We start from the raw sequence: 12018 nt of genomic DNA, 5'->3' as shown, positions 1-12018 counted from the left end.
GCTTCCATTCCTGCATTCGCCACGCGGTTCCCCATGTCCGACGCCTTCTTTCCCGCGCCCGCGCTCCTCGCGGATTACTCGCTGCGTCCGCACAACACGTTCGGCTTCGAGGTGCGCGCGCGTCACGCGATGCGTATCGAGAGCGTCGAAGCCGCCACTGCGCTCGCCGCCGATGCGCGCATCGCCGGCATGCCCCGGCTCGTGATTGGCGGCGGCAGCAATGTCGTGCTGACGCGCGATGTCGAGGGCGTCGCGCTGATCGTCGGCATCATGGGCAAGCGCGTGATCGGCGAGGACGACGACGCGTATCTGGTCGAAGCCGGCGCGGGCGAGAACTGGCACGCGTTCCTCGCGTGGACGCTTGCACACGGCATGCCGGGCCTCGAAAATCTCGCGCTGATTCCCGGCACGGTGGGCGCGGCGCCGATTCAGAACATCGGCGCATACGGGCTCGAAATGGGCGAACGCTTCGAGCGGCTTCACGCGGTGGAACTGGCGACGGGCGCGCGAGCCGAGTTCGACCGCGACGCCTGCGCGTTCGGTTACCGCGACAGCTTCTTCAAGCGCGCGGGGCGCGGGCGCTTCCTGATTACGTCAGTCGTATTTCGCTTGCCGAAGGCGTGGACGCCGCGCGCCGATTACGCGGACGTCGCGCGTGCGCTCGACGGCGCGTCGGCATGCAATGCGCAGGCCATTTTCGACGCCGTGATCGCCGTGCGCCGCGCGAAGCTGCCCGACTGGACCGTGCTCGGCAACGCGGGCAGTTTCTTCAAGAATCCGGTCGTGAGCGCCGACGAATTCGACGCGTTGCGCACGCGCGAACCGGGCGTCGTGTCGTATGCGCAGCCGGATGGCAGCGTGAAGCTCGCGGCGGGCTGGCTGATCGACCAGTGCGGGTGGAAGGGGCGCGGCATCGGCGGGGCGGCGGTGCACGAGCGGCAAGCACTCGTGCTCGTGAATCGCGGCGATGCGACCGGCGCGCAGGTGCTCCAGCTCGCGGAAGCGATCAAGAACGATGTGCTCGGGCGCTTTGGCGTCGAGCTGGAGATGGAGCCGGTCGTCGTCTGAAAAGACAGACGCCGCCGGATAGGGCGTCCGGCGGCGTGATCGTGCGCGAAAACCGCGTCAGTGGTTCAGCTTGCCGAGCAGCAGATATTCCATCAGCGCCTTCTGGACGTGCAGGCGGTTTTCCGCCTCGTCCCAGACGACGCTCTGCGGCCCGTCGATGACTTCCGCGCTCACTTCCTCTCCGCGATGCGCCGGCAGGCAATGCATGAAAAGCGCGTCGGCGTTGGCGCGCGCCATCATGTCGGCATCGACGCAGTAGTCCGCGAACGCCTTCTTGCGCGCCTCGTTCTCCGCTTCGAAACCCATGCTCGTCCACACGTCCGTGGTGACGAGGTCCGCGCCCGCGCAGGCTTCGTTCGGATCGGCGAATTCTTCGTAGAACGGCGCACTCTCTGCCGCCACCAGCGCGCGATCGAGCTTGTAGCCTTCCGGCGTGGACAGACGCAGCTTGAAGCCGAGAATCTGCGCGGCTTCGATCCACGTGTAAAGCATGTTGTTGGCGTCGCCGACCCACGCGACGGTCTTGCCATGAATCGGCCCGCGATGCTCGTAGTACGTGAAGATGTCCGCGAGCACCTGGCACGGATGGTATTCGTTGGTCAGCCCGTTGATGACCGGCACGCGCGAGTTCTCCGCGAACCGCTGGATGATGTCCTGCCCGAACGTGCGGATCATGATGATGTCCACCATGCGCGAAATGACCTGCGCCGCATCCTCGATCGGCTCGCCGCGTCCGAGTTGCGTGTCGCGCGTGCTCATGAACACCGCGTGACCGCCGAGCTGGAAGATGCCCGCTTCGAACGAAAGGCGCGTGCGCGTCGAGTTTTTCTCGAAGATCATCGCGAGCGTCCGATCGTGCAGCGGGTGGTACGTCTCGTAATTCTTGAATTTGCGCTTCAGGATGCGGGCGCGTTCCAGCACGTACTCGTAATCGTCGAGCGAAAAATCCTTGAACTGAAGATAGTGGCGAATTTTCTTGGCGGTCATGAAACGCAACCGGCGGCTTCGAGCCGGGCGCGCGACTGCGGAGAAGGCGTCGCTCGGCCGGACGGCGCCGCCGTCGGGAGTGGGTTAGCGTTCGAGCATAAAGGATTTTGCGGGCTTTGACGAGGCGGCTCGAAAGCCGTCCACCCGGCCTGCGCGGGCCGTTCCGCGCTTGTGTGCGCTGCGGAAAAAGGGGGGCTGCTGTATAATTGCCGACGCTTCTTTCAACAACTCTGCAACACTCAGTAACGCTCAGCACCGTTTCACGCGCATGGTAGGCGTTGGCTCGCAGGAGTCCGCTCGGTGTTCGTTTGCGCTTGCGATTTCTTCGTGCTGCCGAGTCCGCCATTTCGTCGCGGGCGCGGGCGGTCCTCTTCGGTCCGTTCGCCAAGCACCGCCGGCACTCATGCCGGCCGGCGCGGTTGCCGCGTCAAGCGTGTGCATTCGCCGGTGCCGCCACCGGCCGACAAAAGGTATTGCTACATGGCTGAATCATCCCCTACCGAGTACTTCATACAAGGCATCACCAAGAGCGGGAGGAAGTTTCGGCCGAGCGACTGGTCCGAGCGCCTGTGCGGTGTCATGTCGGGTTTCGGGCCGAAAGCGAAAGGGCCGAACGCGCGCCTGCAATACTCCATTTACGTGCGCCCGACGATGATCGGCGATATCAAGGTCGTGATCGTCGACTCGCGCCTGCGCGACATCGAGCCGATGGCCTTCGACTTCGTGCTGAACTTCGCGAAGGACAACGATCTCGTCGTGACCGAGGCGTGCGAACTGCCGCCGCATCACGGCACCCAGACGCAGCAGCATCGCTAGTCGCGACGCCGCGCTTATGCAGCAGGACGCAAAAAAGCCCGCGCAAGCGGGCTTCTTCGTTACAGCGCAGCGGAAACAGGAAGCCGTTCCGGCGAGCGCGCGACTGTGAAAACCGCGAACGCCCGCCGAAAGCGAGCCGGAATTACTGGGCTGCGGGAGCCTGCAGACCCTTGATGGCTGCAGCCAGGCGGCTCTTGTGACGAGCGGCCTTGTTCTTGTGAATGATCTTCTTGTCCGCGATGATGTCCATCGTCTTGACCGACGACTTGAACACTTCGGCGGCCTTGGCCTGATCGCCGGCTTCGATAGCCTTGCGAACTGCCTTGATGGCCGTGCGGAACTTCGAGCGCAGCGCCGAGTTGTGCGAGTTGGCCTTGGCGGCCTGACGGGCGCGCTTGCGAGCTTGTGCGGTATTTGCCATGACGGTTCCTTATCCTGTTTCTGCTGTTACTTGCCGGAGCGGGCTTCACCCTTTGGCCCGGCGGCGGGCCGGAAGCGGTGAACGGTGCGCGCTGCCTTGATCTGAAATTCCGGGAACGATTGTGCGATTAAGCCATTTGCCCGGAAACCTGAGACGCCCAAGCTGGACGCCTTTGGAACACTGCCGACAGAGCCGGAAGTCGCGAAAAGCACGCCGGCGCTTCAAGTCAGACTTCCACCCAATTTCCGTTTCAGGCGCAATTTCGCCAGAACCGGCCGTCGAAACCCGCGATTATAGCAAGCGACGACGAGATATGACAAGCGCAAGCTGTCGCGGGCCGCCCGTGCCCGCGCCGCCACGAATTTGGTGCAATCCGTCATTCTCGCGGCGTTGCGCGCCAGCGTTGCCGGAGCGCGTCACGCTCGGCCCGTATAATAAGCGCCCCATGAATCTATTCCGAGCCCTCCTGACGGTCAGCGGCTTCACGCTGCTGTCGCGCGTGACCGGCCTGATCCGCGAAACGCTGATCGCCCGAGCCTTCGGCGCCAGTCTCTACACCGACGCGTTTTACGTCGCGTTCCGCATTCCGAACCTGCTGCGGCGGCTGTCCGCAGAAGGTGCATTCGCCCAGGCGTTCGTGCCGATTCTCGCCGAGTTCAAGAACAGCAAGGGCCACGATCCGACCAAGGCGCTCGTCGACGCCATGTCGACCGTCCTGACCTGGGGCCTCGTCGTGCTGTCGCTCGTCGGCATGGCGGGCGCGGCGTGGGTCGTGTTCGCGGTCGCGTCGGGGCTCAGGCACGACGGCGCCGCGTACGGCCTCGCCGTGCAGATGACGCGGATCATGTTCCCGTACATCATCTTCATCTCCTTGACCACGCTCGCGTCGGGCGTGCTCAACACGTACAAGCAGTTCTCGCTGCCCGCGTTCGCGCCGGTGCTGCTGAACGTGGCGTTCATCTTCGCGGCGGTGTTCGTCGCGCCGCACATGAAAGTGCCGGTGTACGCGCTCGCGTACGCGGTGATCGCGGGCGGCGTGCTGCAATTTCTCGTGCAACTGCCCGGCCTCAAGAAGATCGACATGATGCCGGCCATCGGGCTCAACTTCCGGCGCGCGCTCGCGCATCCCGGCGTCAAGCGCGTGCTCGCGAAGATGGTGCCCGCGACCTTCGCGGTGTCGGTCGGGCAATTGAGCCTCATCATCAACACGAATATCGCGTCGAATATCGGGCAGGGCGCCGTGTCGTGGATCAACTACGCCGACCGGCTGATGGAATTCCCGACGGCGCTGCTCGGCGCGGCGCTCGGCACGATCCTGCTGCCGAGCCTGTCGAAAGCGCACGTCGACGCGAACGCCGACGAATACTCCGCGCTTCTCGACTGGGGCTTGCGCATCACGTTCCTGCTCGCCGCGCCCAGCGCGGTCGCGCTCTTCTTCTTCGCCGAGCCGCTTACCGCGACGCTCTTTCACTACGGCAAGTTCGACGGCCATTCGGTCGTCATGGTCGGACGCGCGCTGTCGGCGTACGGTATCGGCCTCGTCGGGCTGATTCTCATCAAGATTCTCGCGCCCGGTTTCTACGCGAAGCAGGACATCAAGACGCCGGTGAAGATCGCGGTCGGCGTGCTGATCATGACGCAGGTGAGCAATTACATCTTCGTGCCGATTTTCTCGCACGCGGGCCTCACGCTTTCCATCGGTCTCGGCGCGCTCGCCAATGCGCTGCTGCTGTTCATCGGACTGCGCCGTCGCGGGATTTATCAGCCGTCGGCGGGCTGGACGCGCTTTTTCGTGCAGTTGATCGGCGCGTGCCTCGTGCTCGCCGGCGTGATGCACTGGGTATCGGCGAACTTCGACTGGATCGCCATGCGCGCGACACCCTTCGCACGAATCCTGCTGCTTGGAGCAAGCCTGGTTCTGTTCGCGGCGCTGTATTTCGGTATGCTTTCCGCGATGGGCTTCAAATACGCTTATTTCAAGAGACGAGCGCATTGATGACGACGACGCGTATCCACGACTACTTCTCTGCGCTGATGGCCGACGACGAGAGCCTGCCGCTCACGGAGGCCGCGCTGTCGCTCGCGCAGGACGCCTATCCGGACGTCGACATGCAGGCGGTGCTCGCGGAACTGGACGAACTCGTCGTGCGCGCCCGCCGCCGGATGCCCGAGGACGCCGATGTGAAACAGCGCGTCGAGGCGCTCAATCGCTATTTCTTCCGCGAACTGGGTTTCTCGAGCAACCTGAACGACTATTACGACCCGGACAACAGTTATCTGAACGCCGTGCTGCGCCGTCGGCGCGGCATCCCGATCTCGCTCGCCGTCATCTATCTGGAAATGGCCGAACAACTCGGCTTGCCGGTGCAGGGCGTGTCGTTTCCGGGCCATTTCCTGTTGCGCGTCGCGACGCCCGGCAGCGATCTGATGCTCGATCCGACGACCGGCCAGTCGCTCTCCGAAGCGCAGATGGTCGAAATGCTGGAGCCGTATGTGCAGCGCGTCGGCGAATCGATCGGCAGCGCGCTGCGCGTGCTGTTGCAGCCCGCGACGCGCCGCGAAATCGTCGCGCGGATGTTGCGCAATCTCAAGAGCATCTATCTTCAGACGGAGCGTTGGCAGCGTTTGCTTGCCGTGCAGCAGCGGCTGGTGATCGCGTTGCCGAACAGTATCGAGGAAGTGCGCGACCGCGGCTTCGCGTACGCGCGACTCGACTATCTGCGCCCCGCGCTGGAAGACCTCGAACGCTATCTGGAAGACCGCCCGGACGCGGAAGACGCGACGGTCGTCGAGTCGGAGCTGCACGACTTGCGGCTGCGCACGCAAGAGAACGGCGACTAGGCTGGCTCCGAGGCGAACGAAAACGGCGGATCAAACCGCCGTTTTCGCTTATTTCGGCTGCATGCGGATCGCGCCGTCGAGGCGGATCACTTCGCCGTTGAGCATCGGGTTGTCGAAGATCTGCTTGACAAGCATCGCGAATTCGTCGGGCTTGCCGAAGCGCGACGGGAACGGCACCATCGCGCCGAGCGCCGTCTGCACGTCGGGCGGCATGCCGAGCAGCATCGGCGTTTCGAAGATGCCCGGCGCAATCGTCATCACGCGGATGCCGCTTCGCGCAAGGTCGCGGGCAATCGGCAGCGTCATGCCCGCGACGCCGCTTTTCGACGCCGCATACGCCGCCTGCCCAATCTGTCCGTCATACGCCGCCACCGACGCCGTGTTCACGATCACGCCGCGTTCGCCCGCGCCGTTCGGCTCGTTCTTCGACATCACATTGGCCGCGAGCCGGATCATGTTGAACGTGCCGATCAGATTGACCGCGACGACCTTGCTGAAGAGATCGAGCGGGTGAGGGCCGTCGCGCCCGACCGTCTTCGATGCCGGCGCGATGCCCGCGCAATTCACGAGGCCGCGCAGCGTGCCGAGCTGCGTCGCGGCATCGACGGCGCGTTGTCCGTCGTCTTCGCGGCTCACGTCGCACTTCACGAACACGCCGGACAGTTGGCGCGCGAGGGCTTCGCCCGCCGCTTCGTTCATGTCGGCGATCACGGGCTTGCCGCCATTGCCCGCGACGAGGCGCGCGCTCGCCGCGCCCAGACCGGACGCGCCGCCCGTGATCAACACGACGTTGTCTTTCATCTCCATGTGTCTTCTCCTTGTAGTGTGGCCCTCGCGGGGCGACGCGTCGATTGTAGCCAACGCGCTGCTGCAAACGCGCGTAAAAAAACCCGCTCGTTCGGAGCGGGTTTCTGGATGACTGCCTGCGCCTTTACTTCAACGCAGCGAACACGCGGTCGCGGATTTCATCGACACTGCCGGAACCCGAAATGCGGCGGTATTCCGGCGCTTTCAGCCCGTCTTCCGTGGCGCCCGACTTCGCCCAGTCGTTGTAATACGCGATGAGCGGCTTCGTCTGCGCTTCGTACACGTCGAGACGCTTGCGCACGGTCTCTTCCTTGTCGTCCTCGCGCTGGATCAGCGGTTCGCCGGTCACGTCGTCCACCATGTCGTTCTTCGGCGGATTGAACGCGATGTGATACGTGCGCCCTGACGGCGCGTGCACGCGGCGTCCGCTCATGCGCGTGATGATCTCGTCGAACGGCACGTCGATTTCGAGCACGTAGTCGATCACGACGCCCGCGCTCTTCATGGCTTCCGCCTGCGGAATGGTGCGCGGAAAGCCGTCGAAGAGATAGCCGTTGGTGCAGTCGCTTTCCAGCAGCCGCTCTTTCACGAGGTTGATGATGAGCAGATCCGGCACGAGCTCGCCCGCGTCCATATAGCGTTTTGCCTCGACGCCGAGCGGCGAGCCCGCCTTGACGGCTGCGCGCAGCATGTCGCCGGTGGAAATCTGCGGAATGCCGAATTTCTCCTTGATGAAGTTTGCCTGGGTGCCCTTGCCCGCGCCGGGTGCGCCCAACAGGATCAAACGCATGGTGATATCTCCGAATCGTCTAGAAACCGCGACGCGAGGTTCGTGACCTCCGGCGGCGACGCTCGGGCGGCGTCGACGACAGGCGGCGCGGCCGATTCGACAGGCAGCGCGGCACCCGCGGACAGCGGCGCAACGTTGAGCGTGGCGCTGACCGGAAGGCTCGCGCAATCGCTTGATTATGCCACGCCTCATTACGATCGCGGCCCTAATAGCGATTATGGAAACCGCTAAGACGCCCGCCGCGCGGGCGTTCGGCGGGGTATACACCGGTTGCGCGATGCTTTCAGTTCGCGCCTGCGAAGAGCGCCTGCACGCGCGCAAGGTCGGCGGGCGTATCGACGCCGGGCGGCGGCGCGTCTTGCGTGACAAGCACCGCGATGCGCTCGCCGTGCCACAGCGCGCGCAGCTGTTCGAGTGCTTCGGCGGCTTCGATGGGCGCTTGAGCGAGCTTCGGGAAGTCGCGCAGAAACTTCGCGCGATAGGCGTAGAGGCCGATATGCCGCAGCACGTTCGCCGGCACCGCCGGCAGCGCGGAAAGCGCGGCGACGTCGGGCCAGTGCGGCTGCCAGGCGTCGCGCGACCATGGAATCGGGGCGCGCGAGAAGTACAGCGCGACGCTCTTCGCATCCAGCGCGACTTTCACGACGTTCGGATTGAACACGTCGGCGGGATCGTGAATCGGATGCGCGGCCGTGGCGATCGCGCATTCGCCGTGCGCCGCGAGATGCGTGGCGACATCGCGCACGAGTTGCGGGTCGATCAGCGGTTCGTCGCCCTGCACGTTGACGACGATCGTCTCGTCGCTCCAGTTCAGACGCGTGGCGACTTCGGCGAGGCGGTCGGTGCCGGTCGGGTGATCGGCGCGCGTGAGCATGACTTCGATGCCGTGATCGCGCGCCGCTTCGACGACGAGATGCGAGTCCGTCGCGACGAGCACGTGGCTCGCCCCGGATTCGCGCGCCCGCTCGGCGACGCGCACGACCATCGGTTTGCCGCCGAGATCGGCGAGCGGCTTGTTCGGCAGCCGCGTGGACGCGAGCCGCGCGGGAATGACAGCGATGAACGGCACGGACATGGCGATGGCTTCAGACGTCGCCGACGGGCTTCAGCGGCTCGACGGGCGTGCCTTCGACCGTCTGGCGCGCTTCGTCGACGAGCATCACCGGAATGCCGTCGCGAACGGGATACGCGAGCTTGTCCGCGCTGCAGACGAGTTCCTGCGCCGCGCGGTCGTAGTTGAGCGGGCCCTTGCAGATCGGGCAGACGAGGATTTCAAGCAGACGTGCGTCCACGGAGTTTCTCCACAACGAGAGCGATGAGGCGAGGGCTGAGCACGGCTTGCACGGGAACGACCCAGATGCGTGCGTCGCGCCAGGCCCCGAATTTTACTGCATCCTTTTCCGTGATCAGGATCGCGTCGGCTTCGACCGAGGCGAACGGATTCTCGCGGTACGCGTAATGATCGGGGAAGGCGCGCGTCGTGGGCATGATGCCCGCCGCGCGCAGCGTCGCGAAAAAACGCTCCGGCGAACCGATGCCCGCCGCCGCGACCACTTTCTCGCCCACGAACTGCGAAAGCGGCCGGCGCTGGTGCGGATCGTCGAGCAGCCACGCGTCGCCGGGTTCGAGGTCGAGCGCGAAGGTGTTCGGCCACGGCGGAAGCGTGCGGTCGTAGGGACTGTTGATGAGCGTGGCATCGCGATGACGCGACATCGGCTCGCGCAGCGGACCGGCGGGCAGCAGAAAGCCGTTGCCGCCGAGCCGGGCGTCGAACACGACCAGTTCGAACGCGCGCGCCAGCCGATAGTGCTGCAGGCCGTCGTCGCTCACGAGGACGTCGACGTTCGGATGCGCGTTGAGAAGCGCGCGCGCGGCGGCCACGCGGTCCGGACACACGAACACCGGCGCATGGGTGCGGCGCGCGATTAGAAGCGGCTCGTCGCCGACCTGCGCGGCGATGCTTGTGGGCGTGACGCTCGTCGGCTGCGCGACTTTCGCGCCGTATCCACGCGACACGACGCCCGGCTGGAAGCCCGCTGCCCGCAGCGCCTCGACGAGCGCGATGACGGTCGGCGTCTTGCCCGTCCCGCCGACGGTCACGTTGCCGACGACGACCACCGGCACGCCCGGCTCGACACGCTTCAACCAGCCCATGTCGAAGAACGCGCGGCGCGTCGCGGCGATCGCCCCGAAGACGCATGCGAAGGGCGTCAGCGCCCACGCGACCGCGCCGCGCCGGCGCCATTCGCGGGCAAGGAAGTTCTCGATCGGCGGCTTGAAATCAGACATGGACCGCCTTCGCGCGGACGGCGTCGAATGCCCGGTGGCGCGGGAACAATGTCGGATACGGCAGGGCGCGCAACGGCAACTCCTTCGATTTCGGTCTCTCGTTGAACGGTTCGACCGGCGGTGCGGGTTCAAAAGTCCGAAAGGGGACGGCAGAACGCGCGAGCCGGTGCACGACCCGGCACTCTAGCGCGCGAACGCGCTCTTCGCCAGTCGGGACGGCCGTGCGCCCGGACAGCCGCAAACTGTGGATAACTCTGTGAAGAACTCGGCGTTCAGAAAGGCGAAATCCGCTTCAGGAAAGAGTTGCTCCGGGAAATGCTCGATTTCCCGGAAAGATTACTAGCGAAATCAACGAGTTGCCACGAAGTCACGGGCCTCCGGCGGCGCTTTGCAGGACGCATCGGTAAGTTCTTCTGTGTGGACACTTGCTACACTGGCGGGGCCTTGCCAGCCGGCGCGCGGCGGGCGACGCCCCTCTCATTCGATCTCGACCATGACTCCCGATTCCTTGCCGACGCCAGGCGGCGACGCCGTTATCCCCGTTTCCGTGCTCAACCGTGCAATCGGCACGATGCTGGAGCGGTCGTTTCCGCTCGTCTGGGTGTCGGGCGAAGTGTCGAACTTCACGCGCGCCGCGAGCGGCCACTGGTACTTTTCGATCAAGGACGCGAACGCGCAGATGCGCTGCGTGATGTTCCGAAGCCGCGCGCAGTACGCCGAATTCGTGCCGCGCGAAGGCGACAAGATCGAAGTGCGCGCGCTCGTCACGATGTACGAGCCGCGCGGCGAACTGCAGTTGAGCGTCGAAGCGGTGCGGCGCACGGGGCAGGGGCGTCTGTATGAAGCATTCCTGCGCCTGAAGGCGCAACTGGAGAGCGAAGGGCTCTTCGCCGCCGAGCGCAAACGCGCGTTGCCGACGCATCCACGCGGCATCGGCATCGTCACGTCGTTGCAGGCCGCGGCGTTGCGCGACGTGCTGACGACGCTCGCGCGCCGCGCGCCGCACGTGCCCGTGATCGTCTATCCGGGGCCGGTGCAGGGCACGGGCGCCAGCGCGAAACTCGCCGCGATGGTCGAAGCGGCCAACGCCCGGCGCGAAGTCGATGTGCTGATCGTGTGTCGCGGCGGCGGGTCCATCGAAGACTTGTGGGCGTTCAACGAGGAAGTGCTCGCGCGTGCGATCGCGGCGAGTGAACTGCCGGTGGTGAGCGGGGTCGGTCACGAGACGGATTTCACCATCGCCGATTTCGCCGCCGATGTCCGCGCGCCCACGCCGACCGGCGCCGCCGAACTCGTGAGTCCGCAGCGCGTGCTGTTGCTGCGCGAACTCGATCACCGTCACGCGGCGCTGGCGCGCGCGTTCGGACGCACGATGGAGCGCCGCGCGCAGCAGCTCGACTGGCTCGCGCGCAGGCTCGTGAGTCCGGCGGAGCGGCTTGCGCGGCAACGCGTGCATCTGCGGCAACTGGCGAGCCGTCTTGCCGCAGCCGGCGCGCGGCCCGTGCGCGATGCCCGCGCGCACTTCGCGCTCGTGCAGTATCGCTGGCAGCGCAGGCGGCCCGACGTCGCCGCGCAAGGCGAGCATGTCCTGCGGCTCGCCGAGCGCATGAAGCGCGCGAACGAGCGTCGGCGCGAGCGCGAGAAGGCGTGCGTGTCCGAACTCGCGGCGCGTTTGCAGGTGCTGAGTCCGCAGCGCACGCTGGAACGCGGATACGCCGCCCTCATCGACACGCAAACGGGCCGCGCGCTGCGGGCGCCCACTGCGCTCAAGCCGAAGCGCGCGCTCACGGTCCATCTCGCGCAAGGCTCGGCGGACGTGGTTCTCGCTGACGTACAACCCCGTCTGTCCGACGAATTCTGAAGCGTTGCGCGCTCGCTCGACGGCGTAATTTCGACGTGACGCGAAGCGCCGTCGCGAGCACTTTTTACGCCGCTTTCGGGCGTATAAAAGCGATCTTCCTCATAAAGGCTGGCGGTTTGCGGGGTTATCCCAACTCGC

General features: G+C 65.5%; 12 protein-coding genes. 5 read left to right on the top strand and 7 right to left on the bottom strand.

The annotated features are described in order from the left end of the window. The first annotated feature begins 33 nt into the window (after window positions 1-33). On the top strand, window positions 34-1068 hold the full coding sequence (gene murB, locus GV035_RS21025) for a UDP-N-acetylmuramate dehydrogenase (RefSeq protein WP_159836879.1): 1035 nt from the start codon (window positions 34-36) through the stop codon (window positions 1066-1068). Between the two features lie 57 nt (window positions 1069-1125). Here the strand turns inward: murB and argF are convergent, their stop codons facing one another. After that, entirely contained in the window at window positions 1126-2055 is a 930-nt protein-coding gene (argF, locus tag GV035_RS21020; RefSeq protein WP_159836878.1) for an ornithine carbamoyltransferase, read from the bottom strand. 480 nt (window positions 2056-2535) lie between these two features. On the opposite strand from argF, the gene GV035_RS21015 reads away from it, so the two are divergent. Continuing rightward, entirely contained in the window at window positions 2536-2871 is a 336-nt protein-coding gene (locus GV035_RS21015; protein ID WP_159836877.1) for a DUF3579 domain-containing protein, read from the top strand. 142 nt (window positions 2872-3013) lie between these two features. Here GV035_RS21015 and rpsT read toward each other — a convergent pair whose 3' ends face one another. After that, window positions 3014-3292, bottom strand: a complete 279-nt coding sequence (gene rpsT / locus GV035_RS21010; RefSeq protein ID WP_159836876.1) for a 30S ribosomal protein S20 — start codon at window positions 3290-3292, stop codon at window positions 3014-3016. Between the two features lie 445 nt (window positions 3293-3737). Between rpsT and murJ the strand changes: the two genes are divergently transcribed. Together murJ and GV035_RS21000 are read left to right on the top strand one after the other, a co-directional pair. Then, entirely contained in the window at window positions 3738-5288 is a 1551-nt protein-coding gene (gene murJ / locus GV035_RS21005; protein ID WP_159836875.1) for a murein biosynthesis integral membrane protein MurJ, read from the top strand. After that, window positions 5288-6133, top strand: a complete 846-nt coding sequence (locus GV035_RS21000) for a SirB1 family protein (protein WP_159836874.1) — start codon at window positions 5288-5290, stop codon at window positions 6131-6133. The genes murJ and GV035_RS21000 overlap by 1 nt, the downstream gene beginning before the upstream one ends. A 48-nt stretch (window positions 6134-6181) precedes the next feature. On the opposite strand, the gene GV035_RS20995 is transcribed toward GV035_RS21000, so the two are convergent. The 5 genes from GV035_RS20995 to lpxK form a co-directional block, all read right to left on the bottom strand. After that, window positions 6182-6940, bottom strand: a complete 759-nt coding sequence (locus GV035_RS20995) for a 3-hydroxyacyl-CoA dehydrogenase (RefSeq protein ID WP_159836873.1) — start codon at window positions 6938-6940, stop codon at window positions 6182-6184. A 124-nt stretch (window positions 6941-7064) separates the two neighbouring features. Beyond that, a complete protein-coding gene (adk, locus tag GV035_RS20990) occupies window positions 7065-7730 on the bottom strand; it encodes an adenylate kinase (RefSeq protein WP_159836872.1) in 666 nt (221 codons plus the stop codon). Window positions 7731-8013: 283 nt separating this feature from the next. Further along, window positions 8014-8805, bottom strand: coding sequence for a 3-deoxy-manno-octulosonate cytidylyltransferase (gene kdsB / locus GV035_RS20985; protein WP_159836871.1), 792 nt, complete (start codon window positions 8803-8805; stop codon window positions 8014-8016). Window positions 8806-8815: 10 nt separating this feature from the next. Continuing rightward, window positions 8816-9022 carry a Trm112 family protein gene (locus GV035_RS20980; protein WP_159836870.1) on the bottom strand — a complete coding sequence of 69 codons (207 nt, stop codon included), beginning with the start codon at window positions 9020-9022 and terminating at the stop codon, window positions 8816-8818. After that, a complete protein-coding gene (lpxK, locus tag GV035_RS20975; RefSeq protein WP_159836869.1) occupies window positions 9003-10019 on the bottom strand; it encodes a tetraacyldisaccharide 4'-kinase in 1017 nt (338 codons plus the stop codon). The genes GV035_RS20980 and lpxK overlap by 20 nt, the downstream gene beginning before the upstream one ends. 493 nt (window positions 10020-10512) lie before the next feature. Here lpxK and xseA point away from each other — a divergent pair, with 493 nt between their 5' ends. Continuing rightward, entirely contained in the window at window positions 10513-11880 is a 1368-nt protein-coding gene (xseA, locus tag GV035_RS20970) for an exodeoxyribonuclease VII large subunit (protein WP_159836868.1), read from the top strand. The last annotated feature ends 138 nt before the right edge of the window (window positions 11881-12018 follow it).

The sequence above is a fragment of the Burkholderia sp. 8Y genome (assembly GCF_902506145.1).
Lineage (GTDB): Bacteria > Pseudomonadota > Gammaproteobacteria > Burkholderiales > Burkholderiaceae > Caballeronia.
The sequence above is the reverse complement of the archived record's forward strand: the minus strand, read 5'-3'. Positions and strand labels throughout refer to the sequence as shown.